Source organism: Candidatus Thiosymbion oneisti (assembly GCF_900092655.1).
In the GTDB taxonomy this organism is placed as follows: domain Bacteria; phylum Pseudomonadota; class Gammaproteobacteria; order Chromatiales; family Chromatiaceae; genus Thiosymbion; species Thiosymbion oneisti.
Genome location: NZ_FLUY01001746.1, coordinates 1 through 23,967 on the forward strand (window position 1 = coordinate 1; position 23,967 = coordinate 23,967).

43 protein-coding genes and 1 pseudogene are annotated in these 23,967 nt (G+C 55.3%); 43 read left to right on the forward strand and 1 reads right to left on the reverse strand.

The features are described from left to right. The 43 genes and pseudogenes from BQ17_RS18465 to BQ17_RS18665 form a co-directional block, all read left to right on the forward strand. A partial coding sequence (locus BQ17_RS18465) for an EF-Tu C-terminal domain-related protein (protein ID WP_369406491.1) occupies positions 1-93 on the forward strand: 93 nt, incomplete at its 5' end. A gap of 40 nt (positions 94-133) precedes the next feature. Beyond that, positions 134-445, forward strand: a complete 312-nt coding sequence (rpsJ, locus tag BQ17_RS18470) for a 30S ribosomal protein S10 (protein WP_089729640.1) — start codon at positions 134-136, stop codon at positions 443-445. Positions 446-709: 264 nt separating this feature from the next. After that, positions 710-1,384 (forward strand): 50S ribosomal protein L3, encoded by a 675-nt coding sequence (rplC, locus tag BQ17_RS18475; protein WP_089729642.1) that lies wholly within the window; start codon positions 710-712, stop codon positions 1,382-1,384. Between the two features lie 6 nt (positions 1,385-1,390). Then, positions 1,391-1,999, forward strand: a complete 609-nt coding sequence (gene rplD, locus BQ17_RS18480) for a 50S ribosomal protein L4 (protein WP_089729645.1) — start codon at positions 1,391-1,393, stop codon at positions 1,997-1,999. After that, positions 1,996-2,292 (forward strand): 50S ribosomal protein L23, encoded by a 297-nt coding sequence (rplW, locus tag BQ17_RS18485; RefSeq protein ID WP_089729647.1) that lies wholly within the window; start codon positions 1,996-1,998, stop codon positions 2,290-2,292. The genes rplD and rplW overlap by 4 nt, the downstream gene beginning before the upstream one ends. A gap of 236 nt (positions 2,293-2,528) precedes the next feature. Then, on the forward strand, positions 2,529-2,753 hold the full coding sequence (locus tag BQ17_RS18490) for a type II toxin-antitoxin system HicB family antitoxin (RefSeq protein WP_089729649.1): 225 nt from the start codon (positions 2,529-2,531) through the stop codon (positions 2,751-2,753). After that, the gene (locus tag BQ17_RS18495) at positions 2,753-2,992 is read left to right on the forward strand and encodes a type II toxin-antitoxin system HicA family toxin (protein ID WP_089729651.1); all 240 of its coding nucleotides are present in this window, start codon (positions 2,753-2,755) and stop codon (positions 2,990-2,992) included. The genes BQ17_RS18490 and BQ17_RS18495 overlap by 1 nt, the downstream gene beginning before the upstream one ends. A gap of 395 nt (positions 2,993-3,387) precedes the next feature. Beyond that, positions 3,388-4,215, forward strand: coding sequence for a 50S ribosomal protein L2 (gene rplB / locus BQ17_RS18500; protein ID WP_089729653.1), 828 nt, complete (start codon positions 3,388-3,390; stop codon positions 4,213-4,215). A 79-nt stretch (positions 4,216-4,294) separates the two neighbouring features. Continuing rightward, complete coding sequence (gene rpsS / locus BQ17_RS18505) at positions 4,295-4,570, forward strand: 30S ribosomal protein S19 (RefSeq protein ID WP_089729655.1); 276 nt, start codon at positions 4,295-4,297, stop codon at positions 4,568-4,570. Positions 4,571-4,597: 27 nt separating this feature from the next. After that, positions 4,598-4,930: a 50S ribosomal protein L22 gene (gene rplV, locus BQ17_RS18510; RefSeq protein ID WP_089729656.1), complete on the forward strand. Its 333-nt coding sequence runs from the start codon at positions 4,598-4,600 to the stop codon at positions 4,928-4,930. 5 nt (positions 4,931-4,935) lie between these two features. Beyond that, on the forward strand, positions 4,936-5,619 hold the full coding sequence (rpsC, locus tag BQ17_RS18515; RefSeq protein ID WP_089729658.1) for a 30S ribosomal protein S3: 684 nt from the start codon (positions 4,936-4,938) through the stop codon (positions 5,617-5,619). A 3-nt stretch (positions 5,620-5,622) separates the two neighbouring features. Further along, positions 5,623-6,036, forward strand: coding sequence for a 50S ribosomal protein L16 (gene rplP / locus BQ17_RS18520; protein ID WP_089729659.1), 414 nt, complete (start codon positions 5,623-5,625; stop codon positions 6,034-6,036). Then, on the forward strand, positions 6,036-6,230 hold the full coding sequence (gene rpmC / locus BQ17_RS18525) for a 50S ribosomal protein L29 (RefSeq protein ID WP_089729661.1): 195 nt from the start codon (positions 6,036-6,038) through the stop codon (positions 6,228-6,230). Before rplP ends, rpmC begins: the two co-directional genes overlap by 1 nt. Next, positions 6,227-6,487, forward strand: coding sequence for a 30S ribosomal protein S17 (rpsQ, locus tag BQ17_RS18530; RefSeq protein WP_089729663.1), 261 nt, complete (start codon positions 6,227-6,229; stop codon positions 6,485-6,487). The genes rpmC and rpsQ overlap by 4 nt, the downstream gene beginning before the upstream one ends. A 518-nt stretch (positions 6,488-7,005) precedes the next feature. Then, entirely contained in the window at positions 7,006-7,584 is a 579-nt protein-coding gene (locus BQ17_RS18535) for a hypothetical protein (RefSeq protein ID WP_089729665.1), read from the forward strand. 10 nt (positions 7,585-7,594) lie between these two features. Beyond that, on the forward strand, positions 7,595-7,963 hold the full coding sequence (gene rplN, locus BQ17_RS18540) for a 50S ribosomal protein L14 (protein ID WP_089729667.1): 369 nt from the start codon (positions 7,595-7,597) through the stop codon (positions 7,961-7,963). Positions 7,964-8,568: 605 nt separating this feature from the next. After that, positions 8,569-8,886: a 50S ribosomal protein L24 gene (gene rplX, locus BQ17_RS18545; RefSeq protein ID WP_089729669.1), complete on the forward strand. Its 318-nt coding sequence runs from the start codon at positions 8,569-8,571 to the stop codon at positions 8,884-8,886. 11 nt (positions 8,887-8,897) lie between these two features. Continuing rightward, the gene (gene rplE, locus BQ17_RS18550) at positions 8,898-9,437 is read left to right on the forward strand and encodes a 50S ribosomal protein L5 (RefSeq protein WP_089729671.1); all 540 of its coding nucleotides are present in this window, start codon (positions 8,898-8,900) and stop codon (positions 9,435-9,437) included. A 9-nt stretch (positions 9,438-9,446) separates the two neighbouring features. Further along, positions 9,447-9,752: a 30S ribosomal protein S14 gene (rpsN, locus tag BQ17_RS18555; protein WP_089729673.1), complete on the forward strand. Its 306-nt coding sequence runs from the start codon at positions 9,447-9,449 to the stop codon at positions 9,750-9,752. 1,020 nt (positions 9,753-10,772) lie between these two features. Then, the gene (locus BQ17_RS22155) at positions 10,773-10,928 is read left to right on the forward strand and encodes a hypothetical protein (RefSeq protein WP_176722512.1); all 156 of its coding nucleotides are present in this window, start codon (positions 10,773-10,775) and stop codon (positions 10,926-10,928) included. Between the two features lie 397 nt (positions 10,929-11,325). Continuing rightward, positions 11,326-11,481 carry a DUF4160 domain-containing protein gene (locus BQ17_RS24440; RefSeq protein ID WP_369406492.1) on the forward strand — a complete coding sequence of 52 codons (156 nt, stop codon included), beginning with the start codon at positions 11,326-11,328 and terminating at the stop codon, positions 11,479-11,481. Continuing rightward, positions 11,465-11,743 (forward strand): DUF2442 domain-containing protein, encoded by a 279-nt coding sequence (locus tag BQ17_RS18565; RefSeq protein ID WP_089729677.1) that lies wholly within the window; start codon positions 11,465-11,467, stop codon positions 11,741-11,743. The genes BQ17_RS24440 and BQ17_RS18565 overlap by 17 nt, the downstream gene beginning before the upstream one ends. A 207-nt stretch (positions 11,744-11,950) precedes the next feature. Continuing rightward, entirely contained in the window at positions 11,951-12,151 is a 201-nt protein-coding gene (locus tag BQ17_RS18570; RefSeq protein ID WP_089729713.1) for a hypothetical protein, read from the forward strand. 87 nt (positions 12,152-12,238) lie between these two features. Continuing rightward, the gene (locus BQ17_RS18575; protein WP_089729679.1) at positions 12,239-12,625 is read left to right on the forward strand and encodes an aspartyl protease family protein; all 387 of its coding nucleotides are present in this window, start codon (positions 12,239-12,241) and stop codon (positions 12,623-12,625) included. A gap of 167 nt (positions 12,626-12,792) precedes the next feature. Then, positions 12,793-13,173: a hypothetical protein gene (locus BQ17_RS22160; RefSeq protein ID WP_176722513.1), complete on the forward strand. Its 381-nt coding sequence runs from the start codon at positions 12,793-12,795 to the stop codon at positions 13,171-13,173. A gap of 65 nt (positions 13,174-13,238) precedes the next feature. Next, complete coding sequence (locus tag BQ17_RS24445) at positions 13,239-13,361, forward strand: DUF4160 domain-containing protein (protein ID WP_218068350.1); 123 nt, start codon at positions 13,239-13,241, stop codon at positions 13,359-13,361. Positions 13,362-13,465: 104 nt separating this feature from the next. Next, complete coding sequence (rpsH, locus tag BQ17_RS18590; protein ID WP_089729681.1) at positions 13,466-13,861, forward strand: 30S ribosomal protein S8; 396 nt, start codon at positions 13,466-13,468, stop codon at positions 13,859-13,861. A gap of 18 nt (positions 13,862-13,879) precedes the next feature. Further along, positions 13,880-14,413: a 50S ribosomal protein L6 gene (rplF, locus tag BQ17_RS18595; RefSeq protein ID WP_089729682.1), complete on the forward strand. Its 534-nt coding sequence runs from the start codon at positions 13,880-13,882 to the stop codon at positions 14,411-14,413. A gap of 10 nt (positions 14,414-14,423) precedes the next feature. Then, positions 14,424-14,780 (forward strand): 50S ribosomal protein L18, encoded by a 357-nt coding sequence (gene rplR / locus BQ17_RS18600; protein ID WP_089729684.1) that lies wholly within the window; start codon positions 14,424-14,426, stop codon positions 14,778-14,780. A 10-nt stretch (positions 14,781-14,790) separates the two neighbouring features. After that, the gene (gene rpsE, locus BQ17_RS18605) at positions 14,791-15,297 is read left to right on the forward strand and encodes a 30S ribosomal protein S5 (RefSeq protein WP_089729686.1); all 507 of its coding nucleotides are present in this window, start codon (positions 14,791-14,793) and stop codon (positions 15,295-15,297) included. 3 nt (positions 15,298-15,300) lie between these two features. Next, positions 15,301-15,507: a 50S ribosomal protein L30 gene (rpmD, locus tag BQ17_RS18610; protein ID WP_089729688.1), complete on the forward strand. Its 207-nt coding sequence runs from the start codon at positions 15,301-15,303 to the stop codon at positions 15,505-15,507. After that, on the forward strand, positions 15,494-15,934 hold the full coding sequence (gene rplO / locus BQ17_RS18615) for a 50S ribosomal protein L15 (protein ID WP_089729690.1): 441 nt from the start codon (positions 15,494-15,496) through the stop codon (positions 15,932-15,934). Before rpmD ends, rplO begins: the two co-directional genes overlap by 14 nt. A gap of 227 nt (positions 15,935-16,161) precedes the next feature. Then, complete coding sequence (gene secY, locus BQ17_RS18620) at positions 16,162-17,493, forward strand: preprotein translocase subunit SecY (protein WP_424945077.1); 1,332 nt, start codon at positions 16,162-16,164, stop codon at positions 17,491-17,493. Between the two features lie 218 nt (positions 17,494-17,711). After that, positions 17,712-17,825, forward strand: a complete 114-nt coding sequence (gene rpmJ, locus BQ17_RS18625; protein WP_089729694.1) for a 50S ribosomal protein L36 — start codon at positions 17,712-17,714, stop codon at positions 17,823-17,825. 232 nt (positions 17,826-18,057) lie between these two features. Continuing rightward, positions 18,058-18,414: a 30S ribosomal protein S13 gene (gene rpsM / locus BQ17_RS18630; protein WP_089729696.1), complete on the forward strand. Its 357-nt coding sequence runs from the start codon at positions 18,058-18,060 to the stop codon at positions 18,412-18,414. A 2-nt stretch (positions 18,415-18,416) separates the two neighbouring features. Continuing rightward, positions 18,417-18,587, forward strand: a complete 171-nt coding sequence (locus tag BQ17_RS21130) for a type II toxin-antitoxin system HicB family antitoxin (protein ID WP_141699366.1) — start codon at positions 18,417-18,419, stop codon at positions 18,585-18,587. Positions 18,588-18,610: 23 nt separating this feature from the next. Continuing rightward, the gene (locus tag BQ17_RS22960) at positions 18,611-18,985 is read left to right on the forward strand and encodes a Rap1a/Tai family immunity protein (RefSeq protein WP_089729699.1); all 375 of its coding nucleotides are present in this window, start codon (positions 18,611-18,613) and stop codon (positions 18,983-18,985) included. Between the two features lie 142 nt (positions 18,986-19,127). After that, a pseudogene (locus tag BQ17_RS18640) lies at positions 19,128-19,487 on the forward strand (T6SS effector amidase Tae4 family protein); the annotation flags it as partial. 102 nt (positions 19,488-19,589) lie between these two features. After that, complete coding sequence (rpsK, locus tag BQ17_RS18645; RefSeq protein WP_089729701.1) at positions 19,590-19,976, forward strand: 30S ribosomal protein S11; 387 nt, start codon at positions 19,590-19,592, stop codon at positions 19,974-19,976. A 22-nt stretch (positions 19,977-19,998) separates the two neighbouring features. Continuing rightward, positions 19,999-20,619, forward strand: coding sequence for a 30S ribosomal protein S4 (gene rpsD / locus BQ17_RS18650; RefSeq protein WP_089729703.1), 621 nt, complete (start codon positions 19,999-20,001; stop codon positions 20,617-20,619). 21 nt (positions 20,620-20,640) lie between these two features. Beyond that, complete coding sequence (locus BQ17_RS18655; protein ID WP_089729705.1) at positions 20,641-21,654, forward strand: DNA-directed RNA polymerase subunit alpha; 1,014 nt, start codon at positions 20,641-20,643, stop codon at positions 21,652-21,654. A 15-nt stretch (positions 21,655-21,669) separates the two neighbouring features. Next, entirely contained in the window at positions 21,670-22,059 is a 390-nt protein-coding gene (gene rplQ / locus BQ17_RS18660; protein WP_089729707.1) for a 50S ribosomal protein L17, read from the forward strand. Between the two features lie 87 nt (positions 22,060-22,146). Further along, on the forward strand, positions 22,147-22,893 hold the full coding sequence (locus BQ17_RS18665) for an SAM hydrolase/SAM-dependent halogenase family protein (RefSeq protein ID WP_089729710.1): 747 nt from the start codon (positions 22,147-22,149) through the stop codon (positions 22,891-22,893). Between the two features lie 41 nt (positions 22,894-22,934). Here BQ17_RS18665 and BQ17_RS18670 read toward each other — a convergent pair whose 3' ends face one another. Next, positions 22,935-23,504: a Uma2 family endonuclease gene (locus tag BQ17_RS18670; RefSeq protein ID WP_089729712.1), complete on the reverse strand. Its 570-nt coding sequence runs from the start codon at positions 23,502-23,504 to the stop codon at positions 22,935-22,937. Between the last annotated feature and the right edge of the window lie 463 nt (positions 23,505-23,967).

A 23,967-nucleotide genomic window follows, 5' to 3' on the forward strand; every position in this document is an offset into this window, starting at 1 on the left:
GCGCCGATCGCCATGGAAGAAGGGCTGCGGTTTGCGGTGCGCGAGGGTGGGCGCACGGTCGGGGCCGGTGTGGTCGCCAAGGTCATCGAGTGAGGAACGAACCGCCTTCTGCCGAGTGAAAAAAGTGAAATAGATGGCAAACCAGAGAATTCGGATCCGCCTCAAGGCATTCGACCACCGACTGATCGACCAGTCAGCGCGGGAGATCGTCGATACGGCGAAGCGAACCGGGGCCCAGATTCGAGGCCCGGTACCCTTGCCGTCCAAAAAGGAGCGTTTCACCCTACTGATCTCGCCCCACGTCAATAAGGATGCCCGGGACCAATATGAGCTGCGTACCCATAAGCGGCTGATGGACATCATCGATCCCACCGACAAGACGGTAGATGCGCTGATGAAGCTGGATTTGGCCGCTGGCGTGGATGTGCAGATCAAACTAAGCTAAGGGGTAGCGGTTTAAAAATTGGTAGTGCTCAATATGTAGTGATCCTGTTCCGGATGCTCATTGCAAAGTTCCAATAGGACAGGATTAATAGGATTTTCAGGATTAACAGGATTCTTTTTAAAACGAAGAAAAATCCTGTCAATCCTGGAAATCCTGTTAATCCTGTACCATTGGATAACGGCACAGAGCTTGAAGCATTGCTGGTAGCGTTCAACCGGTTAGGCACTACCTAAAAATTTACCACTACCAGCTGAGGAAACGACCATGGCGATTGGGGTGATCGGACGCAAAGCAGGCATGACCCGGATCTTCACCGAGGAGGGTGTCACCCTTCCCGTGACGGTTATCGCGGTGCCGCCGAACCGCGTCTCCCAGGTCAAGACCCAGGACAACGACGGGTACCGAGCGGTACAGGTGACCGTCGGTTCGCGCAAGGCATCGCGCGTCAACAAGCCGGCGGCGGGTCATTTTCGCAAGGCCAAGGTAGCGGCCGGCGATATGCTGGGGGAGCTCCGTCTCGACGAGCACGAGGGCGAGGAGCTCACTGCCGGTCAGGAAATCAAGATCAATATGTTCGAGATCGGGCAGAAGGTCGATGTGCGTGGCGTGTCCAAAGGTCGAGGGTTCGCAGGCGGTATCCGCCGCCACAACTTCCGGAGCCAGGACGATAGCCATGGCAACTCCGTCTCCCATCGCGCTCCGGGCTCGATCGGTCAGTGTCAAACGCCCGGACGGGTGTTCAAGGGCAAGCGGATGGCTGGTCAGATGGGCAACGTCAACCGCTGCCAGCAGAACCTCGAGGTCGTGCGTGTCGATACCGACCGCAACCTGCTCCTGGTAAAGGGTGGGGTCCCAGGCCCGGTCGGGGGGCGGTTGATCATAATGCCATCCGTCAAGCAAGCGCCGTCCGTCAAGCACAAGCACAAGAACAAGAGTTGATCGGACATGGAGCTCGTGATTCACAACGACAGCGCCGCCGGTCTACAGGTTTCAGACCAGGTGTTCGGCGCCGAGTACAAGCCGGGTCTCATCCACCAGGTGGTGACCGCCTACATGGCGGGTACACGTGCGGGCACCAAGGCCCAGAAGAATCGCTCCGCGGTGGCCGGCGGCGGTAGCAAGCCCTACCGGCAGAAAGGCACCGGCCGGGCGCGGGCCGGCACTAGGCGCAGCCCCATATGGCGCGGCGGGGGCGTGACCTTTGCCGCCCGGCCGCGGGATTGGTCCCAGAAGGTGAACCGTAAGATGTATCGTGGCGCCGTCCGCTCGATCCTCTCGGAGCTGGTTCGCCAGGATCGCCTGCTGGTATTGCCCGAGCTCAAGTTGACGGCGCCTAAAACCAGGGAACTGGTGCAAAAGCTACGGGAGTTGGGTGTCACGGATGTCCTGCTCGTGACCGCGGGTTTCGATGAGCCCTTGTTCCTGGCGGCGCGCAATCTCATCCAAGTGGACGTGATGACGGCGCAGGAGGTGGATCCGGTGAGTATGATCGCGTTCGACAAGCTGCTCCTGACCGAAGGTGCGGTCCGCAAGCTGGAGGAACGGCTGGCATGAACCGCGAGCGCTTGATGCAGGTGCTGCTGAGTCCGATCATCTCCGAGAAGGCCAACATCGCTGCGGAGGCGAGTGCCCGGTATGCGTTTCGGGTCGTCCCGGACGCCCACAAGCGCGAGATCGGCCGGGCCGTAGAGCTGATGTTCGATGTCAAGGTGGACCGGGTTCAGGTGCTCAACGTGAAGGGCAAGCGCAAACGCTTCCGGCAACGTCTGGGCAAACGGCCGGGCTGGCGCAAGGCCTATGTGCGGCTGCAGCCCGGCCATGAGATCGACTTCGGCGGTGGGGCTTGAGACTTAGTTTGAAGAGGATTTTTTTTGGGTTTTTAGTCCGCAAATGAACGCAAATAAACGCAAATCTCTGCTGGCTCCCACGCTCCAGCGTGGGAGCAAATCCCGACGCTCCAGCGTCGATAAGCGACCAGATAGGCCAGCAAGAGGGGCATGGTCCGCTAGCGGATAAGGGATAGCCGGTTATGCCATGTCGGGTTGCTACGTGGCTACTGCCGAATATTGAATAGGAGAATAAGATGAGAGAATTTAAAGTTGTTGTTGAAAAACATCCTGATGGCTATGTGTCATACCCTTTGGGACTGAAAGGAGTCGTCGTGAGTGAGGGGGATACATACGAAGAAGCGCTTTCAAATGTCAAATCCGCAATCCAATTCCATATAGAAACATTCGGCAACACGGTTTTTGAGGAAGAAGAACCAATAATGGAAGCTTTTGTCGCGGAAGCACAAGTTCCTGTTTGATGCCTAAATTTCCTAGAGATGCCCCTAAAACCAAAGTGTTAAAAACCTTGAAGCTTCTTGGTTTTGAGATCGTTGGAGAAAAAGAGCATATTGTGATGATAAGAGCTAACCCGGATGGATCGAAAACTCCATTAACAATGCCAAATCATAGCCGATTAAAATCTTCAACCTTAAGATCTATCTGTACTCAGTCTAGTATTTCACGAAGTAATTTTTTGAAGGTATATGAAAAAGCATGAGGAAAAAGGTTAGCATTCCAGGGGACAGTAAGAAATGCCGCCCCTGAGTTCAATACTGCTGGCTCCCACGCTCCAGCGTCGATAAGTGGCCAGGTAGCACAGCCAACGCCTATTGGCACCGGGGGTACAGTCCGCTGGAGCGGACAAGACGGCATTCCCACGCTGGAGCGTTGGGAACGAGCGTGAGTCTCATTTGGTTTTTCCATTGGAATTCTTTTTTGCCGCAAATGAACGCAAATAAACGCCAATCAGTCGAGATCAGTTCGCTATCATCGACGGTTCTTGGCCTATTTACTTTTATTTGCGGCCATTTGCGTTTATTTGCGGCTAAATTTTCCGTGGGCATCCTGCCGGCTCGATGTTATCGGTAAGGGTATTAGCCAGGACGATCCAAAATGGCAATCGTAAAGACCAATCCGACTTCTCCAGGCCGGCGCTTCGTGGTCAAGGTGGTAACGCCGGAGCTCCACAAAGGCGATCCGTTCGGTCCGCTGCTGGAGAAAAAGCACCGGTCCGGCGGGCGTAACAACAAGGGTCGCATCACTGTGCGCCATCGTGGTGGCGGACACAAGCGGCGCTATCGGGTGGTCGACTTCAAGCGTAACAAGGAGGGTGTACCCGCGGTTGTCGAGCGAATCGAGTACGACCCGAATCGCAGCGCCAACCTGGCCCTGCTCAAGTATCTGGATGGAGAACGCGCCTACATCATAGCGCCCAAGGGTCTCAAGCGCGGAGATCGGGTACAGGCGGGCGAGGATGTGCCCATCAGCGCAGGCAATTGCCTGCCGTTGCGCAATATCCCCTTGGGTACCCTGGTGCACTGTATCGAGATGCGTCCGGGTAAAGGCGCGCAGCTCGCCCGGGCGGCCGGCAGCTCCGCCCAGCTCATCGCCCGTGAAGGTCGGCATGCCACGCTGCGCATGCGTTCCGGGGAGATGCGCAAGATCTTTGCCGAGTGCCGCGCGGTGGTCGGCGAGGTCGGCAACGCCGAGCACAGCCTGCGCAAGCTGGGCAAGGCGGGCGCCAAGCGTTGGCGCGGGGAGCGTCCCACCGTCCGCGGGGTGGTCATGAATCCGGTCGATCACCCCCACGGCGGCGGTGAGGGCCGGACCTCGGGTGGCCGTCATCCGGTCACGCCCTGGGGGGTCCCTACCAAGGGCCACAAGACCCGCAGCAATAAGCGCACCGACGGGATGATCGTGCGTCGCCGCGGTAAGAAATAGCCCTCACTCCGCCCTCTCCCGGGGGAGAGGAATACCAAGGGGCGCAGAAAGCGCATTTAGTTTAATTGAGGTTGAGCAAGTGGCACGTTCCATCCGCAAGGGACCCTTTGTCGATCACCACCTGATGAAGAAGGTGGAAGAGGCGGTTGCCCAAAACAGCAAGCGCCCCATCAAGACCTGGTCGCGCCGCTCCATGGTGTTGCCGGAGATGGTCGGCTTGACCATCGCGGTGCACAACGGGCGACAACACGTCCCTGTCCTAGTCAACGAGAACATGATCGGGCACAAGTTCGGTGAGTTTGCGCTGACCCGTACCTACCGGGGACACGCAGCCGACCGCAAGGCCAAGAAGTAGGCCCAAGAGATAAGCGAGGACAGGCACATGCAGGCCGCAGCAAGCATCAGGCATGCCCGCATCTCGGCGCAGAAGGCGCGCCTGGTGGCCGATCAGATCCGTGGTCTGCAGGTGGAACAGGCCATAAACCTGCTGGTATTCAGCCCCAAGAAGGGGGCCGGAATCATCAGGAAGGTCCTGGAATCGGCCATCGCCAACGCGGAGCATAACGAAGGTGCGGATGTCGATGAGCTCAAGGTGGCAAGGGTCCAGGTCAACGAGGGGTCGGTCATGAAGCGTATCCGGGCCCGCGCCAAGGGCCGGGCGGGCCGGATTTTCAAGCGTACCAGCCACATCAGCGTGACTGTCGCCGAGAGCTGAATATTATGGGTCAGAAAGTACATCCAACCGGCATCCGTCTAGGGATCGTCAAAGACTGGACGTCCAAGTGGTACGCCGCTTCCAAAGACTATGCGGACCTTCTCAACACGGATCTTCAGGTGCGGGATTTCATCAAGAGGCGCCTCGCCCAGGCGTCCGTCAGCCGTATCCAGATCGACCGTCCGGCCAAGAATGCCCACATCACTATTCACACGGCGCGCCCAGGGGTGGTGATCGGCAAGAAGGGAGAAGGCATCGACCGGCTGCGCAAGGAGGTGTCCGAGAGGATGAGGGTCCCGGTGCATATCAGCATCGAGGAGATCCGCAAGCCGGAGCTCGATGCCTGCCTGGTGGCGGAAAATGTCGCCGGGCAGCTCGAGCGCCGCGTCATGTTTCGGCGGGCCATGAAACGGGCGGTGCAGAACTCCATGCGACTAGGCGCCGGGGGGATTCGGATCAACATTGCCGGACGCCTGAACGGTGCGGAGATCGCCCGCAGCGAATGGTATCGCGAGGGGCGGGTGCCTTTACACACCCTGCGTGCGGACATCGATTACGGCCTCGCCGAGGCGAAGACGACCTATGGCGTGCTCGGCGTCAAGGTGTGGATCTTCAAAGGCGAAGTGTTTGCAGGTCAAGAAGCGGAAGAGCCGGTCGCCGGAAAGACCGCTCGTCGCGCAAGGGGCTGATCCATGCTGCAACCGAAGCGAACCAAATTCCGCAAACAGCACAAAGGGCGCAACCGGGGTCTGGCCCAGGCCGGCAATCGGGTCAACTTCGGCGAATACGGTATCAAGGCTGTCTCGCGGGGGCGGCTGACCGCGCGCCAGATCGAGGCCGCGCGCCGCACCATCACGCGCAAGGTCAAACGCGGCGGGAAGCTGTGGATCCGGGTGTTTCCCGACAAGCCCGTCTCCAAGAAACCCTTGGAGGTGCGTATGGGTAAGGGCAAGGGCAATGTGGAGTACTGGGTCGCCTTGGTCCAGCCGGGCAAGGTGCTCTACGAGATCGAAGGCGTACCCGAGTCTCTGGCCCGCGAGGCGTTTGGATTGGCGGCAGCGAAATTACCCGTCCGGACCACCTTTGCACAGCGGACGGTGATGTGATGAAGGCGAACGATCTGAGAACCAGCAGCGCCGGGGAACTCCGGACCCAGCTCGAGGAACTGCTCAGAGAGCAATTCAATCTGCGGATGCAGAAGGGAACCGGGCAGCTCTCGCGCCCCTCGCAAATACGTGCGGTGCGGCGCGATATCGCCCGCGTCAAGACCCTGATGACCGAACTGAAGGCAGGCAAATGAGCGAGGAAGCGAAAAAGAACCGCAGATTGACCGGGCGCGTGGTCAGCAATGCCATGGATAAGACTATCACCCTGAGGGTGGAACGGCGTGTAAAGCACCCGTTGTACGGCAAGTTCATCCGCCGCTCGACCAAGATCCACGCCCATGACGAGGCCAACGAATGTAATCCGGGCGATCTGGTGACCGTTGAGCAGTGCCGTCCGCTCTCCAAGACCAAATCCTGGCGGGTCATGGATATTCTGGAAAGGGTGGGGTGACATGGGAGCTTACTGGGAGGCGGTTGAAATATGGGGGAAAAACCTCCGGTCATAGGTCGCCGCGTTGCGGTAGGAAGGAAGTTCCTCCTTTCTCTGGCAGCGTTGGTATGGGTATTGCTTGTTGTACTATCGATTTTTCACGCTCATGTTTCTTGGCGTGGAGGTGGATTGTGGTTTGCTAACCAATTGGATACATCGGCGACGGCTGCACCTTTGGTGACTCTGTTTTTTCTGATGTTACTAGAAATCGGTGCCTGTTATGACTCCCTATCGGAGCACTCTAGAACGATTTCTTGGGTGGCAGGTATCTTGGGGGTGCTTATGGTTGGGCCGTTTTTATATGTGAATTCCTTGCCGATGTGGTGGCTTGGATTCATAACAGTGCCGATGGTATTCGTAAAGGTGTCAGTGTTCTTGGACCAATGCTCGGTTTTCGGTGAACGGTCGAGGCGAGCTGAATAGCTTGCTGACTCTCCATAAGCTAGTGGGACTATTTGGCTACACGAAGGGGACGTGTTATGGACCTAGTACTGGAAATCACGGCTCTTGGCTTGATCAGCCTGCTCATTGTTTATTACCTACGGAAAAGGAACACCGTTACTTACAAAAAGTATCTGGCAGTTTCGGATGATGTACCCTTGCCGGTGGCCAATTGCGGTGAGTTCGACGAGCCGGGGAGAGGCCCGGACATACCGCTTTCAACGGATGACATAGATTGGGAAACGATAAGAAAGACAAAGGGAAAGATGTTTGTCGGAGTGCCCGATGAATTGTTGTCTGAGGATCCTGAGGTGCAAATGCACTTTCCAGTGATTGCGGAGGGTGACTCAATGAGTGATTACGGGATTTGTCAGGGGGATGTGGCCTGGATAAAGATCGATCCATCTGCCTATACTCTGGGTGATCGGATACTCATCATGAGCAGATCCCGGGATAAATTGAAAATCCGTAAGCTCATTGAGAAGCTGGATGGGGATCGTTGGAGGACGAAAGGTTGTAGTCGGAATTCTCAGGAAGGAAAACATGCGCAAAAACGCTTTCTCGGCAAAGTTGATTTTGTTACGCACAGACAAGGGCATTGCATCGCAGTGCAGTGAGGTAGAATAGATGATTCAGATGCAGACCAATCTGGGCGTTGCCGACAACAGCGGCGCCAAGCGCGTGCAGTGCATCAAGGTGCTCGGTGGCTCGCACCGGCGCTATGCCGGTATCGGCGATGTGATCAAGGTTACGGTGAAGGACGCCATCCCGCGCGGCAAGGTCAGGAAGGGCGATATATTCAGCGCGGTGGTGGTGCGCACCAAGAAAGGCGTGCGGCGTCCGGACGGGTCCGCGATACGCTTCGACGGCAATGCCGCGGTCTTGCTCAACAACCAGATGCAGCCCATCGGAACCCGCATCTTCGGACCGGTGACCAGGGAGCTGCGCAGTGAGCACTTTATGAAGATCGTCTCGTTGGCGCCGGAAGTCCTATAGTTCTACTTTGTCACGAGTGGCCTATTGCTGCTTTTCTGGATTTTGTTATTTTACAGAATTCCTTATGAATCAGTTTGGTTATTCTGGAATGTGACAAAGTAGAAATATAATAGAGTTGTACCCTTTGTAACATGCTTAAAAAGGAGATAATAGCCGGAGGGGCGGGGTATTTATATAATGATAAACTAATTAACGAGAGATATTTGTGTAAAGGGAATTGCTGTAACGAGTTGCCAAACCTATGTTAGGGATCGTAGGTTTAGGGTATGTGGAGTAAACTGGAAGCACATTTGAATTCACCGAGCTGTATGCCGGAAAAAGGTATCCTCAAGGTCGAACATCTTGGTGAGTACAAACTCGAAATTTTGGCTGAATAAAATTGAGTATGGGAAAAATGATCCGGTCGCTTTAATCTATCCGCAGATTACGCAGATTCTCGCAGATTAAAAACGAAACAATCTGTGGAAATCTGTGTAATCTGCGGATGAAAAAGATAATGTGATCTTTTGCGGACGATTTGCGTTTATTTGCGCTCATTTGCGGAAAAACATGATTCCCATATTAGCGATACTGCTGTACTGAAGCGGTTAAATAGAGATCAACCCATGCGCAAGATCAGACAGGGTGACGACGTCGTCGTCCTCACCGGCAAAGACAAGGGAATGCGCGGGTCCGTGCTGCGGGTACTCGACAAAGATCGGGTCATCGTCGAGAACCTCAACATGGCCAAGAAGCATCAGAAGCCCAATCCCCAACGTAATCTACCCGGTGGCATCATGGATAAGGAGATGCCTCTGCATGTGTCGAACGTGGGGCTCTACAACCCGGAGAAGGATGGTCCGGATCGGGTGGGTTTCAAGCGCCTCGAGGATGGCCGCAAGGTGCGGGTGTTCAAGTCCAACGGTGAAGTGGTCGACGTTTGAGGTATGCCGTCATGTCCAGATTACAGACAGCGTATCGCGAGGAGGTGGTCGACCGGCTCATGGACAGATTCGGCTACCGTACCCTCATGCAGGTGCCGCGGGTCGAGAAGATCACCCTCAACATGGGAGTAGGTGAGGCCATCGCCGACAAGAAGGTGATGGAGAATGCGGTCTCCGACCTGCGCTTGATCTCAGGTCAGCGGCCCATCGTGACCAAGGCGCGAAAATCAGTCGCCGCGTTCAAGATCCGTGAAGGCTGGGCCGTCGGTTGCAAGGTCACGCTGCGGCGCGAGCGCATGTACGAGTTTCTCGATCGGCTGATCAACATCGCGATCCCGCGCGTCCGTGATTTCCGGGGCTTGAGCGCCAAGGCGTTCGATGGACGCGGAAACTACAGCCTAGGCATAAAAGAGCAAATCGTGTTTCCGGAGATCGATTACGACAAGATCGACACCTTGCGCGGTTTGGACATCACCATCACCACGAGTGCACCCACCGATGAAGAGGGGCGGGCGTTGCTCGAGGCCTTCAAGTTTCCCTTCAGGACCTGAGAACCCGATATGGCGAAAAAAAGCATGGTGGCGCGGGAAGTCAAGCGCGCACAGGTCGCAGCCAAGTATGTGGCCAAACGCACGGCCTTGAAGGCCGTTATCAATGACCGGAGCGCAAGCCGCGAGGAGCTGAACGAGGCGCTTATAAAGTTGCAGAAGCTGCCGCGGAACGCCAGTCCCTGTCGCCGCCAACGGCGCTGTCGGGTAAGCGGTCGTCCCCATGCCGTCTACCGTAAATTCGGCCTGAGCCGCAACAAGCTGCGCGAGGCTGTCATGCGGGGCGATGTGCCGGGTCTGGTGAAGGCTAGTTGGTGATAACCGTTCAGCCCCCCTCGGGGGTATATCGGCGGACATGGGTCTGCACTTGGCTCATGTTGGACTCGCCAGTGGGGCGCTGCTGTAGTGTGGAGGCTATCCGTACAGCGGATGTGGGGCGCTAGCCCATAATTGCGGTAATGGCTCGGTCCCGGTTGGCACCTTTTGGTCATAAATGAACATTAGAGTTGTTCCGCTTGAAAAGTGTCTTTAAATCAATAGGTTGCCGCTCTCGGGTATCCGCCACCCCGCTGTTTTCGGCATACCCCCCCGTCATTGGCGAGGTATCTATTCCCAACAAAGCTGTTGCAGCCAGGGGAAAGCGCCGTCACCGCGGCGCGGGTGGAACCTGAGTGCCCGGATTCCCGACCAATGCCGCTGGTATCCCCCGTAGCTGAGGTTCGGTACAGCCGCGCCGCTTTGCCGGCGCACTCCAAAGCAGTCCGGAATCCATAAAGAGCCATTCCAAATATGCAGAAATAGGGAGATTCTACCTAATACGATATACTGATACTCTGTCTAGTACCTCATTTCACTTGATATTGCAGGTAGGTTCGTAGTTCGTAGAATGTTGGGCACGCCGCGTCCCTGCGGCTTTGCCCAACCTACCTGGCTGCGGGTGGCAGCGTAAACATGCAAAATCATGTGAAACGGTGTACTAGTTATACTCTTTATATGTCTCTGGCTCCCACGCTGGAGAGACTGTGAAAGTATTACTGGATTTTCAGAGTGTCAGGGATAAGGCAACATAATCTCTCTCATTTAGCCGAGAATCCTTTTCCTCTGCCCCACTTTTCCTCTGCCCCACAAGTGATCAGAATTCAGCGTGAAATATGGTAACTTCATCCCACCGCTTCCGGGAAAACCGAATACTTTCACAGTCTGTGGAGCGTAGGAATGAGACGAAATGGTCCACGTCACCGCCAACAGCAAGGCGGAGACCGAGGCCTTGGCAGGGGAGAAGTTCCGCAATCTCGGTATTGAACCCGAGTATGTCAACTGTAAAATAGGAGCATAAACATGGGTGATAACCGTGGCAAAGGCCCGAATACGCCGGGTAATGATGGCCGGATCGAACGCAATCCATCGCGACCCTATGAGAACAGGCAGGGAGGCAGCGGTAAGGACCCGCGGAAAGATACCAAGGATAAGGTCGACAAGATCCTGAAAAAGTAAACTCTCTGGCTCTCACGCTCCAGCGTGGGAGCAAGTCCAGGCGCTCTAGCGCCACGAAACGTTTGCGGTAAGCCAATTAGTTACGGGAATTTGTATTGTAAGGCCTGCGGTGACACTTTATATGGTTTCTGTGAAAGTTGTAATTGCTATCCCGGATTATATCTAAGGTGTGATGAATTCTACAAAATATCAGACCAATAGTGGACTCAAGATGATTGGGATTGCCCTAGATGTGGAGAAGGCGGACTTGGTACTGCGACAGGTTTTGGCCCTCTAGGTGATGATTATAAACACCGTCTGAAAAGGATAACCACAGGTGCCGACAGTCAAAAACATCCACGGTCCTTATCGTTTTTTCTTTTACAGTTTTGATTGTAATGAACCAAAGCACGTTCATGTGCAACGCGAAAAATTAGTATGCAAATATTGGCTTGAACCCATCATATTGAGCAAAAACTGTGGGTTTTCTCCAAAAGAGCTAAATGGAATTCGCAAATTAATTCAATCGAACCTGAGTCAGATTTTGGAGGCATGGAATGAACATTGCGGTTGAACTGGTTGAACCTAGACTATTGGACGTATATATCACTGAGGATGAGATTATGGTCTTTCTTGCTGATGGCCGTACTATAAGCGTACCGCTTACTTGGTCATGGCGTCTATCAGAAGCAACGGCCGAGCAGCGTCAACACTATGAAATCATTGGAGATGGTCAAGGTATTCATTGGTCTGATATTGATGAAGATATAAGTGTAGAGGGTATGCTTCACGGTATACCAGCTCGTCGTCCAAGAACTCATCAACAGCATAGTTAAGTGAAAATGACTACGGATTCAGGTCCTTCTTATGAAGACCTATAACTGGAATCCGAGTAAAAATCAAACTCTCATCAGTGAAGGCACTTTGAAAAATACGATTTTCGTCAACGGTGTGTCTGGATAATCAATGGGTTAGAATCTCTTTCAAACACGGTGACTCGCCGTTTACTACTCCCCGAAAAATAGAAATGAAGCGTAATGACCGTGAGTGAAGTTGAAGAGTTGGAATCAAGAATTTGTTCTCTACCAGCCGAAGATTTTACAGCATTTCGGGAGTGGTTTTCCGAATATGAAAACGAACTTTGGGATCAACAAATTGCCAGTGATTATCGAGCCGGCAAGTTTAATGACTTGATTGCTAGAGCACATGCAGAAATGGCTCAAGGTAAGGCAAAAGAACTTTGAGACACTTAAACAAGCCAATCCTGAAGACCTGCCCCCAATAAAAGGAAAATCGAAGGCTCGCAAAAACGCGGAAAAACGGAGGAAAAAATGGGATTGTTTAGTGTGGGTTGTCTTATTGAAAACCAGCAAGAGAGGAAGCGTAAAGTACGTATTCCTAAGATATTGGTTGATACAGGAAGTGATCTCACGTGGATTAATTATCAGCATTTAGAAAAAATTGGAATAGATACGGAAAAGAAAGATTTAAGATTTAAAATGGCCAATGGTCAGGAAATCACTCGTTCAGTAGGCTTTGCTATTGTTCGCGTTGGCAAAGAATTTACAACAGATGAAGTGGTTTTCGCCCAAAAAGGTGATCTTCAGTTATTAGGTGCACGTACTTTGGAAGGTTTAAATATGAAGGTAGATTCCAGGAATAAAAAGCTTGTCGCTGCCGGCCCATTTATTGCGGCAGGCAATATAAGTGTCAGCTAAACAATAGGGGAAAAGGGACAGGTTCAATTGCTGGGTCGTTTTTCACAGCTCATGTGCCTGACATTTCAACCCAATGCTGCGGTCTAACTCCTCAGTAACTTTCAGGCTCAGTGCCGTGCAGCATTGGGTGCCTGAGCCAAGCTGTTGGCTGTTATACAAGAGAAAACATGAAAAAAGAAGAATTTAAATTAGGGATAGAATTCCATACGGCAACCGGCAAGTGGCGTTGCACGGATATTGGAACCCGAGTTGTTGTAGCGATTCCTCTCGATCAAGAGGACTCCAGGAATTACAATGGTCCTCCTTATTCCATACCTGAAAATGTTTTTGATGAGTATGACTTGGAAGGATGTAGCCTTGATCCGATTGAATTTGAAGATGGAAAAGAAAAAATTGTGAAAAGTAAAATATTCAGTGATATAGAAGATGCATTGATGTTCATAAGTTCCTCAGGCTATGACGAAAATTCCGCACTGCTGGATAAGTCAACGGGAAAGATTTATTATGGTATAATTCTGAAAACCGGCGAGAGCAATCGGTGCTTCTAAAATGGTGTGAAGAAAACGAGATTGATATATAGAATATGCCGAAAATTTATACGTGTCTTGGCATCATGATACTATTCTATAGCAATGAGCATGAGTCAATTCATGTTCATGGCAAATATCAGGGAAAAGAATCAAAAGTTGAGATTATAATAAAGGAGACGGTTAGTCTAATAATGACCGGATGCTAATGAATCTTTTAAAAAACATTTGCGTCCATTTGCGTTTATTTGCGGCTAAAAGTTCAAACAAAGGGTATCGCGCCCTAATGGCGGTCTGACCCGAGGAATTGCACATGAGTATGTCGGATCCCATCGCGGATATGCTGACCCGCATCCGCAACGGGCAGGCCCGCGGCAAGGTCGCCATTGCCATGCCGTCGTCCAAGCAGAAGGTGGCAATCGCCAATCTTCTCAAGGAGGAAGGCTACCTCGATGAGGTAAGCGTCGAGTCGGAGACCAAGAAACCGCAGCTGGTCGTCAGGCTCAAATACTACCGTGGTAAACCGGCTATCGATCTCCTCAGGCGGGTCTCCCGTCCGGGGCTTCGCATCTACCGGGGTAAGGACGCATTGCCGCAGGTCATGGGCGGATTGGGCGTTGCCATCGTCTCTACGTCCAAGGGCCTGATGTCTGACCGGGCGGCCCGGGCGGCCGGACACGGCGGCGAAATCCTCGCCTATGTTGCCTAAAAGGTAAGGAGGCGAGCGATGTCACGTATAGCCAAAGCGCCCATTGCTGTCCCCAAGGGGGTCGCGGTGGAGATTTCCGGACAAGACGTCAAAGTCAAGGGGGCCAAGGGCAATCTGTCCTGGCGCGTCCACCCCAAGGTCAGCGTCACCCAGGACCAGGGCGAGCTGAAGGTGAAGCCGATCGACGAGGCCAAGGCGTCCTGGGTCCTGGCGGGGACTACCCGGGCCCTGGTCAATAACATGGTCATCGGCTGTGGGAGCGGTTTTGATCGCAAGTTGACCCTGGTCGGTGTCGGCTACCGTGCCCAGGCGAAGGGCAAGGTCCTGAACCTGAGTCTGGGCTTCTCGCACCCGATCGATTATCCGGTGCCCGAGGGGGTGCAGATTACGACCCCTTCCCCCACGGAGATCGTCGTGAGTGGTGCCGACAAGCAGTTGGTAGGACAGGTGGCCGCCGAGATTCGTGGCTTCCGTCCGCCGGAGCCCTACAAGGGTAAGGGCGTGCGCTACGCGGACGAGCAGGTCCTGCGCAAAGAAGCGAAGAAGAAATAGAGGGTAGGGGATGGACAAGAAGCAAGCTCGTATGCGCCGCGCGGCGCGGGCCCGCGCCAAAATCCGGGAGCTGGGTGCTTATCGTCTGTGTGTCTTCCGTACCCCCCGTCACATCTATGCCCAGATCATCGATCCGGACGCTAGCCGGGTGGTTGCCAGTGCCTCCACCCTGGAGAAGCAGTACCGCCAGTCGAGCACAGGACATGCGGGCAATGCAGGAGCCGCGGCGGTTATCGGCAAGATCATTGCCGAGCGCGCCAAGTCGGCAGGTGTCAAAACGGTGGCATTCGATCGCTCCGGCTTCCGCTACCATGGCCGGGTCAAGGCCCTGGCGGAAGCGGCGCGGGAAAACGGGTTGCAATTCTAGGGGCTTAAAGATGGCGAACTACAATCCTAAGCCGGAAGGTGACGGCTTACTCGAAAAGCTGGTGGCGGTGAACCGGGTTGCCAAGGTGGTCAAAGGCGGTCGTCAGTTCGGCTTCTCGGCCCTGACCGTAGTGGGCGACGGCAAGGGTCAGGTCGGCTACGGCACCGGCAAGGCGCGCGAGGTCCCGGTAGCCATCCAGAAGGCCATGGAGGGTGCGCGCAAAAACCTGGTCGAGGTCAAGCTCAATGGCACGACCCTGCAATACCCCATGGTCGGCCGTCACGGCGCGGCGCGGGTCTTCATGAAACCCGCCTCCGAGGGTACCGGCATCATCGCGGGGGGTGCCATGCGCGCGGTGTTCGAGGTGCTTGGGGTACAGAATGTATTGGCGAAGTGTATCGGAACCAATAACCCGATCAACGTGGTCCAGGCTACCATCAAGGGTCTTCGGGGCATGTTGAATGCCGAGGACGTGGCCGCGAAACGCGGCAAGACGGTCGAGGAGATTTTGGGGTAGACGATGACGGACAAGCAGATGATGAAGGTCACCCTGGTGCGTGGCCTGGGCGGTCGACTGGCGACACATCAGGCGTGCGTGCGCGGTCTCGGGTTACGGCGCATGCACCAGGTGGTGGAGGTCGAGGACACGCCGGCGACCCGCGGCATGGTGAACAAGGTCTCCTATATGGTCAAGGTGGTGGAGGAAACACCCGATGCGCCTCAATGACATCCGGCCCGCGCCGGGCAGCAAGCGTACCGCCAAGCGCGTCGGTCGCGGTATCGGTAGCGGCTACGGCAAGACCTGTGGGCGTGGTCACAAGGGTCAAAAATCCCGTTCCGGCGGTGGTTACCTCAAGGCGGGGTTCGAGGGTGGCCAGATGCCTTTGCAGCGCCGCCTGCCCAAGGTGGGTTTTCGCTCGCGCAAGGCACAGCTCAAAGACGAAATCCGGTTGCATGAACTCGCCGGTATCGATGGCGATGTGGTCGATCTTGCGGCCCTGCGGAAGGCGGGTCTGATCTCAGGCAGGATCAGGCACGTCAAGATCATCGCCTCCGGAGTTCTCGATCGTGCCCTCCGGGTACATGGCCTGGTGGTCACCAAGGGTGCGCGTGCCGCCATCGAGGTGGTGGGCGGCACGGTCGAAAAGGAGTAAACCCTAACCTCTGGGCTTGTCTCCTAATAGTACAGGATTAACAGGATTTCCAGGATTATTTTTCTGAATAATCAGTTATAAGATCCTGTTAATCCTGTTAATCCTGGAAATCCTATTAATCTTATCCTATTAGCGGTTGGCACGACGATTATGTCAACAGCCCCTAGTTCCGAACCCTTTCAAAAGGCTTAGGCGGTATACCTCTGATGGCTGGAAACAGCTCAGCTATGCTCGGCGCACTCAGCGGTATGGGGCGGCTTACGGAGCTGCGCCAACGGTTGCTGTTCGTGCTCGGCGCGCTGCTCGTGTATCGGATCGGCACCTTCATTCCGGTGCCCGGCGTCAATCCGGAGGCCTTGGCCTATCTGTTCGATCAGAACCAAGGCTCGATCCTGGATATGTTCAACATGTTCTCGGGCGGTGCCCTGGAGCGTGCCAGCTTGTTCGCCCTGGGCATCATGCCCTATATCTCGGCCTCCATCATCATGCAGCTGATGACGGCGGTGATTCCGAAGCTGGAGCAGCTCAAGAAGGAGGGCGAGTCGGGACGGCGCAAGATCACCCAATATACGCGCTACGGCACGGTGGCCTTGGCGACCTTCCAGGCCATCGGCATCTCTGTCGCCCTGCAGGGCCAGACCGCAGGGGGCTCGGCAATCGTTGTAACCTCCGGCTACGGATTCGTATTCACGGCGACCGTCTCCCTGGTCACGGGAACCATGTTTCTGATGTGGCTCGGCGAGCAGATCACGGAGCGGGGTATCGGTAACGGCATCTCGCTGATCATCTTCGCCGGTATCGTCGCCGGACTGCCCGCAGCCATCGGCGGTACCCTGGAGCTGGTACGCACCGGCGAGATGAACGCGCTCGCGGTGCTCGCCCTCTTTGTGCTGGCCCTGGGGGTGACCGCCTTTGTCGTCTTCGTCGAACGCGGTCAGCGCCGGATTACGGTCAACTATGCGCGCCGCCAGCAGGGACGCCGGCTGATGGCCGCTCAGAGCACCCACTTGCCCTTGAAGCTGAACATGGCGGGCGTGATCCCGCCCATCTTCGCCTCCAGCATCATCCTGTTTCCCGGTACCCTGGGGCAGTGGTTCGGCCAATCCGAGGACTTCCGCTGGTTGGCCGAGATCACCAGCAAACTCTCCCCCGGCGAGCCGGTGTACGTCATCTTCTATGCCTTGGCCATCATCTTCTTTTGCTTCTTCTACACAGCATTAGTGTTCAACGCCAAGGAGACGGCGGACAATCTGAAGCGGTCCGGGGCCTTCATTCCGGGCATTCGTCCCGGCGAGCAGACGGCGCGGTACATCGACACCGTGATGACACGACTGACGACGGCCGGTGCCATCTACATTACCGCCGTGTGCCTGTTGCCGGAGTTCCTGATCGTGGGTTGGAATGTGCCCTTCTATTTCGGGGGTACCTCGCTGTTGATCGTGGTGGTGGTGGTCATGGATTTCATGGCCCAGATCCAAGCGCACTTGATGTCGCACCAGTACGAGGGCCTGATGAAAAAGGCCAATCTCAAGGCCCCCGGCGCCGGCATGATCCGGTGATGCCCCGGTAAGAACATCACACAAAGGCACAAAGCCACAAAGGGATACTAAGGATTAAATGGGAACGACGGTGGTAACAGCGTCGTATCTCCGCCTAAGATGGAAATCCTGCAGGTTATCAACGGCAATTGAGAAGCGTTCTTCGTGTCTTTGTGACTTTGTGTGAGAAAAAACGTCGATGGCAGGCTCTTGTACATATTCAGGATTGGAGTGAAGAAATGAAAGTCAGGGCCTCGGTGAAGAAGATATGCCGCAACTGCAAGATCATCCGCCGCCACGGCGTGGTGCGGGTGATCTGTAAGGATCCGCGCCACAAGCAGCGCCAGGGCTGATCAGCTACCAGCTACCAGCTACCAGTCGCCAGCTACCGGCAGTGGAACAGCCCGGTTAAATTGAGCATGGGAAAATCGGTTCGGTCGCTTCGGAGAGATTGTGGATTAGCGGCGATCTGATGGCTGGTAGCTGGAAGCCGGCGACTGGCAGCTTTCTATTGATTATCCACATACTTTTGGTAACATACCCAGTTTTCGCTGGCCGCACGTAAGCGGAGTTGGAGGCAAGAGCATGGCCCGTATTGCCGGTGTCAACATTCCCGACAAGAAGCACACCGTGATCGCCTTGACGTCGATCTATGGTGTTGGCCGGACCTGTGCGGCGCAGATCTGCGATGCCGCCGGTATCGCCACCGATACCAAGATCAAGGATCTCTCGGAGGGTGAGATCGACAAGCTACGCGCGGAAGTTACCAAGTATACGGTGGAAGGCGACCTGCGCCGTGAGGTCTCCATGAACATCAAGCGCCTGATGGATCTGGGTTGCAACCGGGGGATCCGTCACCGCCGCGGCCTGCCGTTGCGCGGCCAACGCACCCGCACCAATGCCCGTACCCGCAAGGGACCTCGGCGTCCGATTAAGCGTTAGACATGAAAGCTGAAGTAACGGCAATTATCGAGACAGCTCCGGAAGGAGGTTTCTGGGCGATATGCCCGGAGTTTCCCGGCGCCAACGGTCAAGGAGAAACCTTTGAGAAAACAAAAGAGAATCTCAGGCAAGCTGTTGAGTTGATAGTACAAGATCGAATGGGTGCAGATTAAATCGAACAAAAAGGTAAGGTTTCGTGGAGATTAGGTTTTATACTTCGGTCATCGCCCTCTTGGTTATATTCTTCTCTGCAATGGCATATGCTCGGAGTTTGATAAGTTCAGATCATATGACGGTTGATAGCGTTAATTTGACAGCTCAAAAATTTTTTCGATCATACATGAGTAAAGATGCCGATGAGAGGAAGAATGCCGAACTTTATTTGCTGGGCGTAATGGATACTACGGAGGGGAAGTCTTGGTGTGACTATCGAACCTTTAAAACGGTTACATTACGAGAACGTATTTTCGAGGAGTTCAAAAAGCTGGATAGCAGCCGTTTCAATGAACGTGCGTCCGGCGTTGTCGAAGATATTCTGAGTCGGCGTTATCCCTGTGGAGGGAGGGAATGAAAGTAAATTATGCTCTCCTTAAGAGTAAGCACTATTCATCTGATCGAGTCAGTTCCAACTATATGTCCGGGGAGGATGTTTATAAGGAGATTGGGTATAATCTTGCTGATTTAAAAAAACAAATCCAGCTTATGAAAATACATGTGCAGTCCGCATGAGTCTCGCATTAATCAAATTCGGTGTAAATTTTACTGGTCGCTTGAAGATTAAGGATGGTCCGCACAAAGGAAAACTTATCGAGCCAGGTGCAAAGCTATTAGCGGATCAACTTATGAAGTCTACCGTCTTTGGCAAGCCGGAAGTATATAAACCTTCCGAGTTCATTAAAAATGTGACAGGTCGAAAAGGAGTGCCAGGTCGAAAGGGAGTGGTTCTTTTTTGGAAAATTACCGGTTATGGTGGTGGCCATATTGATCTCATCGATGCATCGAATTCAGCAGCAGTATGCAACTCCAATTGTTACTTTAACTCGAAAGAGATCTGGTTTTGGCCTTTGAAGTAATAATGTCTATATTCTATGGCCGATATTTCTGACTGTAGGTGCTTTTTTGGGTAATTCAGCGCACAAAAAATACCTGACGAAAAGCTTAAGCGGACGCTAAAAATGGCAAAACCAACCCGGACCAAGAAGAAGGTCAAAAAGCAAGTGGCGGATGGGATTGCCCATATCCATGCCTCTTTCAACAACACCATCATCACCATCACCGACCGGCAGGGGAATGCCCTGGGTTGGGCGACCGCCGGCGGCTCCGGCTTTCGCGGCTCCAGAAAGAGCACTCCGTTCGCGGCTCAGGTGGCAGCGGATCGGGTCGGTCAAGCGGTCAGAGAATTCGGGCTGAAGAATCTGGACGTCAACGTCAAGGGACCTGGGCCCGGTCGGGAGTCGGCGGTGCGGGCGCTCAATAACGCCGGCTTCAAGATTGCGAGCATTACGGACGTCACCCCGATCCCTCACAATGGTTGTCGGCCGCCGAAGAAGCGGCGCGTATAGGATCTCGATAGGATTTAAGAAGATGGCAAGGTACACCGGTCCTACCTGTAAATTGGCACGGCGCGAGGGCACTGACCTGGCGTTGAAGAGCCGCGCCCGTTCGCTGGATAGCAAGTGCAATCTGGAAAAGGTTCCGGGCCAGGCCAGCGAAAGACGGCGCCGGATCTCCGACTATGGCCTGCAGCTGCGTGAGAAACAGAAGGTACGCCGCATCTATGGCGTGATGGAGAAGCAATTTCGCAACTACTACAAGCAGGCGGCCGGCGCTAAGGGCGCCACCGGTGAGAACCTGTTGCGATTGCTCGAGCGTCGCCTCGACAATGTCGTCTACCGGATGGGATTCGGATCCACCCGGGCGGAGGCGCGGCAATTGGTGAGTCACAAGGGCATCCTGGTCAATGGGAAGCGTATCAATGTGCCGTCCTTTCAAGTCAGCGAAGCGGATCAGATCGAGGTTCGAGAGCAGGCCAAGAAGCAGGTTCGTATCCAAAATGCAATTGCCTTGGCCGAGCAGTATGGATTCGCGGATTGGATCGAGGTTGACACCAACGCGCTGAAGGGGGTCTTCAAACGGCTCCCGGACCGCGAGGATCTCCCGTCGGAGATCAACGAATCACTTATCGTGGAGTTGTACTCCAAGTAAGGAAACGCAGGGGGTCCTTGCATGGCTGATGCTGTTGGCGACTTTCTCAAACCGCGTATCGTAAAGGTCGAGCAGGTCGATGGGAGGCGCAGTCACGCGCGCATCTCGTTAGAGCCGCTTGAACGCGGTTTCGGCCATACCCTGGGTAATGCGCTGCGCCGTATCCTGCTCTCTTCGATCGCCGGTTGTGCGGTTACGGAGGTGGAGATTCAGGACGTGCTCCACGAGTACACGACGCTGGAAGGGGTCCAGGAAGACGTACTGGAGATCCTGCTCAACCTCAAGGAGGTTGCCATTTCCCTCGCGGGCAAGGACGAGGCGACCTTCACGCTCTCCAAACCCGGGCCGGGCCCGGTAACCGCCGGTGACATCACCCTCGATCACAGCGCAGAGATTGCCAATCCGGAGCTGGTCATCGCCAACCTTACCGGCGCGAATGAGCTCAGCATGACCTTGACCGTGCGTCGCGGTCGCGGCTACGAGCCGGCTACCCAGCGGGAGGTCGAGGCGGGAAACGAGCGCCCTATCGGCAAGCTGCCTCTGGATGCTTCCTTCAGTCCGGTGCGCCGGGTCGCCATCGACGTCCAGTCCGCCCGCGTCGAGCAACGGACTGACATGGACCGCCTGGTGATCGACCTGGAGACCAATGGTACCATCGATCCGAAGGGGGCGATCCAGAAGGCGGCGGCCATTCTTCAGGACCAGCTTTCCAGCTTCATTGTCCTGGAAGGTACCCGACCCGTCGACGAGGGCACCAAGGACAAGTCCCGGCAACCGTCGATCGACCCGATTTTGCTGCGGCCGGTGGACGATCTGGAGCTCACCGTGCGCTCGGCGAACTGCCTCAAGGCGGAGAACATCTATCTGATCGGGGACCTGATTCAGCGCACCGAGGTCGAGCTGCTCAAGACCCCGAATCTCGGCAAAAAATCCCTTACCGAGATCAAGGATGTGCTCGCCACGCGTGGCCTGTCCCTCGGCATGCGACTGGAGAACTGGCCGCCGGAGAATGTCGAGGAGTTCGTCGTCAAATAGATTCGGGAAGAACCCATGCGTCATCGCAAGGCCGGAAGGCATCTCAATCGTACCAGCTCGCACCGCAATGCCATGTTCAGAAACATGGCCAACTCACTGTTTCGCCATGAGCTCATCAAGACCACGCTAGCCAAGGCGAAGGAACTGCGGCGAGTGGCCGAGCCTCTGATTACCTTGGCCAAGACCGATTCCGTGCACAAGCGGCGTCTGGCTTTTGCGCGTCTGCGTGATAAAGAGGCGGTCGGCAAGCTTTTCGTCGAGCTGGGCCCGCGTTACCAGGCCCGCCCCGGCGGATACCTGCGCATCTTGAAATGTGGCTTTCGCGCCGGAGACGCGGCCCCCATGGCCTATGTGGAGCTGGTGGACCGTCCGCGCTCGGAGTCCGGCGAGAGCGACGAGGATTGAGTTTTTAGATCCGCAGATTACGCAGATTTTCACAGATTAGTCGAAAAGAAAGTTATAGGCGCCTTCCTGGTCGATTTTGTCTATCACATGCAACCGATCGATCGGATTGCACTGGTAACGGATTTCGGTGTGGGCAGTCCTTACGTGGGCCAGATGAAGCTGCGCCTCTCAGGATTGCTCCCACAGGTCCCGGTCATCGACCTGATTTCCGATCTTGCACCCTTCCGTGCCGACCTGGCCGCCTATCTCCTGCCTGCTCTGGTACGGGACATGCCAGCCCGTACCCTCTATCTCTGTGTGGTCGATCCCGGCGTCGGTGGTGAGCGTTCGGCGCTTGCCATCGAGGCCGATGGGGACTGGTACGTCGGCCCGGACAACGGCCTTCTGGCCTTGGTTGCCCGGCGCGCGGACCGGGTGCGGGTCCTGCGGGTGGATTGGCGCCCCGAGGTCCTCTCGGCGAGCTTCCACGGCCGGGACCTGTTCGCGCCCATTGCAGCCAGCTTGTGCGACGGCAAGCTCCCGCGTTACATCGAGCTCGACGGGGGCCTATTGATCGGAAACGATTGGCCGAATGCGCTCGCCAAAGTGGTCTATGCAGACATATACGGCAACCTGATCACCGGGATTCAAGCCGCTGACCTGGACCGGGACGCGCGACTGAGGGTCGGCGGACGGGACATCACCTATGCACGCACCTTCTGCGCCGTACCTCCCGGGCAGGCGTTTTGGTACGAGGACGCCTTTGGTCTCGTGGAGCTGGCAGTCAATCAAGGGGATGCACACCGTACCCTCGGACTCGACCTCGGAGCTCGGATCGAGCTTTCACGGCATTAGGGGCGGTTGACATTGATCTGAGCGCGGGCAATTGCGAGGGTTCAGAACAGCGACCGCAGATCCAACTCGCTGTCGGGCAGCGCGGCGATGGTGACATGTGATAGGTCCTGCACCTGAAACCTCGTTCGGTACGACCCGTTCTCCGGGTCCCGATGCACAATCAGTGCTTTGCCTACCACATCGACGAGCCAGACCTCCGGGATCGCGAAGCGGGCATGGAGGGGGAGCTTGCGGTCACGGTCGTGGGCCAGGGTGCTGTCCGCCACCTCGACCAGCACTAGGATATCCTCCGGTCTCGGATGGGCCTGCTCATAGAAATCCTCTTGCCAGCGCAGCAGCGCCAGATCCGGTTGGGGGGCTGAGAGATCACCGAGCACCGTGGGATTTTGTACTGAGACGATGGCCTGATCGCCGATTATCCGGGAGAAGAGCCGGTTGAGGCGTATGACCTTACTGGAATGTGAGGGACCGATGGGGGGCATATCGAACAGCTCGCCTTCTATCAGCTCGCAGCATGCCTCGGGATCCAAGACCCCAGTCTCTCCCATGCGGAAGTACTCCCGGACAGAGATCAGGTGACGTTGCGGGAGCTGAGCGGCCGAGTTGAGCATGGTGAGGGACCTAGTAATTGGGTTGGTTCAGAACACCAAGCAACGGGTTGTTTTTTCGTTCGTGGGAGCAAGTCTTGGCGCTCTGGTGTTACGCAACAAAAGACCTGGTTGAGTATAGAAAAAGTAATCCGGTCGGTTCAATAAGGAGGGTGTCGCAAAAGGCACCGATCTTCGCCCTTTGACCCCCTCTCGCCTTTTAACCCCCTCTCCCCAACCCCTCTCCCGGCGGGAGAGGGGCTTTTGCGACACCCTCATAAGGCCATGGGACAGCTCACGTGGTCGATGAGATGGCTTCTCCCGCTTCCTAACCTGGATCTAGTAAAAGATACATTGGTGATGATAAAAACTGGTGACTGAGAGGCTGTCTAAAAACTAAAAAACTAACACATTGATTTTCGGCTGGCTCCCCAGGCTCCAGCGTGGGAGCAGATCCCGACGCTCCAGCGTCGATTAAACGCCTCGG

Bases quoted from the DNA above. Each gene is read 5' to 3' on its own strand.
- rpsJ (WP_089729640.1), top strand. From the start codon at position 134: ATGGCAAACCAGAGAATTCGGATCCGCCTCAAGGCATTCGACCACCGA.
- rplC (WP_089729642.1), top strand. From the start codon at position 710: ATGGCGATTGGGGTGATCGGACGCAAAGCAGGCATGACCCGGATCTTC.
- rplD (WP_089729645.1), top strand. From the start codon at position 1,391: ATGGAGCTCGTGATTCACAACGACAGCGCCGCCGGTCTACAGGTTTCA.
- rplW (WP_089729647.1), top strand. From the start codon at position 1,996: ATGAACCGCGAGCGCTTGATGCAGGTGCTGCTGAGTCCGATCATCTCC.
- BQ17_RS18490 (WP_089729649.1), top strand. From the start codon at position 2,529: ATGAGAGAATTTAAAGTTGTTGTTGAAAAACATCCTGATGGCTATGTG.
- BQ17_RS18495 (WP_089729651.1), top strand. From the start codon at position 2,753: ATGCCTAAATTTCCTAGAGATGCCCCTAAAACCAAAGTGTTAAAAACC.
- rplB (WP_089729653.1), top strand. From the start codon at position 3,388: ATGGCAATCGTAAAGACCAATCCGACTTCTCCAGGCCGGCGCTTCGTG.
- rplV (WP_089729656.1), top strand. From the start codon at position 4,598: ATGCAGGCCGCAGCAAGCATCAGGCATGCCCGCATCTCGGCGCAGAAG.
- rpsC (WP_089729658.1), top strand. From the start codon at position 4,936: ATGGGTCAGAAAGTACATCCAACCGGCATCCGTCTAGGGATCGTCAAA.
- rplP (WP_089729659.1), top strand. From the start codon at position 5,623: ATGCTGCAACCGAAGCGAACCAAATTCCGCAAACAGCACAAAGGGCGC.
- rpmC (WP_089729661.1), top strand. From the start codon at position 6,036: ATGAAGGCGAACGATCTGAGAACCAGCAGCGCCGGGGAACTCCGGACC.
- rpsQ (WP_089729663.1), top strand. From the start codon at position 6,227: ATGAGCGAGGAAGCGAAAAAGAACCGCAGATTGACCGGGCGCGTGGTC.
- BQ17_RS18535 (WP_089729665.1), top strand. From the start codon at position 7,006: ATGGACCTAGTACTGGAAATCACGGCTCTTGGCTTGATCAGCCTGCTC.
- rplN (WP_089729667.1), top strand. From the start codon at position 7,595: ATGATTCAGATGCAGACCAATCTGGGCGTTGCCGACAACAGCGGCGCC.
- rplX (WP_089729669.1), top strand. From the start codon at position 8,569: ATGCGCAAGATCAGACAGGGTGACGACGTCGTCGTCCTCACCGGCAAA.
- rplE (WP_089729671.1), top strand. From the start codon at position 8,898: ATGTCCAGATTACAGACAGCGTATCGCGAGGAGGTGGTCGACCGGCTC.
- rpsN (WP_089729673.1), top strand. From the start codon at position 9,447: ATGGCGAAAAAAAGCATGGTGGCGCGGGAAGTCAAGCGCGCACAGGTC.
- BQ17_RS22155 (WP_176722512.1), top strand. From the start codon at position 10,773: ATGGGTGATAACCGTGGCAAAGGCCCGAATACGCCGGGTAATGATGGC.
- BQ17_RS18565 (WP_089729677.1), top strand. From the start codon at position 11,465: ATGAACATTGCGGTTGAACTGGTTGAACCTAGACTATTGGACGTATAT.
- BQ17_RS18575 (WP_089729679.1), top strand. From the start codon at position 12,239: ATGGGATTGTTTAGTGTGGGTTGTCTTATTGAAAACCAGCAAGAGAGG.
- BQ17_RS22160 (WP_176722513.1), top strand. From the start codon at position 12,793: ATGAAAAAAGAAGAATTTAAATTAGGGATAGAATTCCATACGGCAACC.
- BQ17_RS24445 (WP_218068350.1), top strand. From the start codon at position 13,239: ATGATACTATTCTATAGCAATGAGCATGAGTCAATTCATGTTCATGGC.
- rpsH (WP_089729681.1), top strand. From the start codon at position 13,466: ATGAGTATGTCGGATCCCATCGCGGATATGCTGACCCGCATCCGCAAC.
- rplF (WP_089729682.1), top strand. From the start codon at position 13,880: ATGTCACGTATAGCCAAAGCGCCCATTGCTGTCCCCAAGGGGGTCGCG.
- rplR (WP_089729684.1), top strand. From the start codon at position 14,424: ATGGACAAGAAGCAAGCTCGTATGCGCCGCGCGGCGCGGGCCCGCGCC.
- rpsE (WP_089729686.1), top strand. From the start codon at position 14,791: ATGGCGAACTACAATCCTAAGCCGGAAGGTGACGGCTTACTCGAAAAG.
- rpmD (WP_089729688.1), top strand. From the start codon at position 15,301: ATGACGGACAAGCAGATGATGAAGGTCACCCTGGTGCGTGGCCTGGGC.
- rplO (WP_089729690.1), top strand. From the start codon at position 15,494: ATGCGCCTCAATGACATCCGGCCCGCGCCGGGCAGCAAGCGTACCGCC.
- secY (WP_424945077.1), top strand. From the start codon at position 16,162: ATGCTCGGCGCACTCAGCGGTATGGGGCGGCTTACGGAGCTGCGCCAA.
- rpmJ (WP_089729694.1), top strand. From the start codon at position 17,712: ATGAAAGTCAGGGCCTCGGTGAAGAAGATATGCCGCAACTGCAAGATC.
- rpsM (WP_089729696.1), top strand. From the start codon at position 18,058: ATGGCCCGTATTGCCGGTGTCAACATTCCCGACAAGAAGCACACCGTG.
- BQ17_RS21130 (WP_141699366.1), top strand. From the start codon at position 18,417: ATGAAAGCTGAAGTAACGGCAATTATCGAGACAGCTCCGGAAGGAGGT.
- rpsK (WP_089729701.1), top strand. From the start codon at position 19,590: ATGGCAAAACCAACCCGGACCAAGAAGAAGGTCAAAAAGCAAGTGGCG.
- rpsD (WP_089729703.1), top strand. From the start codon at position 19,999: ATGGCAAGGTACACCGGTCCTACCTGTAAATTGGCACGGCGCGAGGGC.
- BQ17_RS18655 (WP_089729705.1), top strand. From the start codon at position 20,641: ATGGCTGATGCTGTTGGCGACTTTCTCAAACCGCGTATCGTAAAGGTC.
- rplQ (WP_089729707.1), top strand. From the start codon at position 21,670: ATGCGTCATCGCAAGGCCGGAAGGCATCTCAATCGTACCAGCTCGCAC.
- BQ17_RS18665 (WP_089729710.1), top strand. From the start codon at position 22,147: ATGCAACCGATCGATCGGATTGCACTGGTAACGGATTTCGGTGTGGGC.
- BQ17_RS18670 (WP_089729712.1), bottom strand. From the start codon at position 23,504: ATGCTCAACTCGGCCGCTCAGCTCCCGCAACGTCACCTGATCTCTGTC.